This window comes from Desulfovibrio cuneatus DSM 11391, from assembly GCF_000430005.1.
Taxonomy (GTDB): Bacteria; Desulfobacterota; Desulfovibrionia; order Desulfovibrionales; family Desulfovibrionaceae; genus Frigididesulfovibrio; species Frigididesulfovibrio cuneatus.
In genome coordinates this window covers 1-1,122 of record NZ_AUCY01000079.1, presented here as the reverse complement: position 1 = coordinate 1,122, position 1,122 = coordinate 1, and the positions used below count along the sequence as shown (strand labels likewise).

Genomic DNA, 1,122 nt, shown 5'->3' with positions numbered 1-1,122 from the left:
TACCTACGCCAACATTATTGCCCAGAGAAGCATTTTGCACATCGGTAATTTCAATCAAAAAGCGCTCATTCCCTTCTATTGCGGCATCACTTTTAGTGGGAATAAGAATGGTGGTGGCTGTATTGCCAGATGTAATAACGAAAATACCGGAAAGTGTGTACGTTCCATTCAGATTATCGATAACAGTGATGCCCAAGGCAGCAAATTGGCTATCATCAAGGTCGTCAAGGCTTGCTGTGCCAGGGGTGCCACCTGCGGCGGGCAGGGTAATGCTCCAATTACCGGAGGTAGTGGCACCACTTGTTGCAGACTGGGAAAGACTAAAAGTAAGATTGCCCCCTTCTATAATCGAAGCATCTTGAATGGAAAGGAGTAGTTCTGCTTGGGCTATTGGTACATTTTCCTCATCTATTTCTGGGGCAAGAAAAATGCCATCAAGGCTCGCAACAGCTTTCCCTTCGTCGTTGAACGCAGAGGCAAGGGCACCAAGCCTTTCAACCCCTGATATCAAATTTCCAGCCCCATCAGAATAATCATCCAGCCCATTACTGGGAGGAGCAGCCACTTTGGCGGCTGCTGTAGCCAGGTCGGGATTGATGTTGGCCAGAAACTCGTTCACAACAAGTTCTGTACCGTCTGCAAGTATCAGCTTTTCCGGGGCATTTGCGCCTTCATTGGCATAAAAATTTTCAATAACTATTATTTTATTACCGGGGAATGTAATGAGGAGATTGTCTTCAGCGCGTTCGAAGGACCCTTGAGCGGGATCAAATAACAGATGCATAGCTTGTGTTTTAGCAAGAGAATAGGTTTTCCGTTCATTTTCAGCAGGGACTGAAAGCAACAACGTTTTATCTGACACGTCATTATTGGACATTGCTTCTTTCTTTGCCTGTAACTTGCCCTGGTTTTTTTTCTTCGCGCTCACGGTTGAATCCCCTATTAAGAATTTTGCAAATCAAATTTATTGTGCCAAGACCATTGATATTAATCTGTTTTCCTTAATACTTTTTGCCTGAAGGCGTTCGAAGCGTGCAATTTTCCATTATTCTATAGTGAGGTATAATACTGGATAGTGTTATTTCCTCAAAAATTTCCTGAGTTTTTGCTGATAAGTTTTCC

At 43.6% G+C, this 1,122-nt stretch carries 1 protein-coding gene; it reads right to left on the bottom strand.

The window, feature by feature from the left end:
- A partial coding sequence (locus G497_RS18160) for a hypothetical protein (protein WP_156908114.1) occupies positions 1-928 on the bottom strand: 928 nt, incomplete at its 3' end.
- Between the last annotated feature and the right edge of the window lie 194 nt (positions 929-1,122).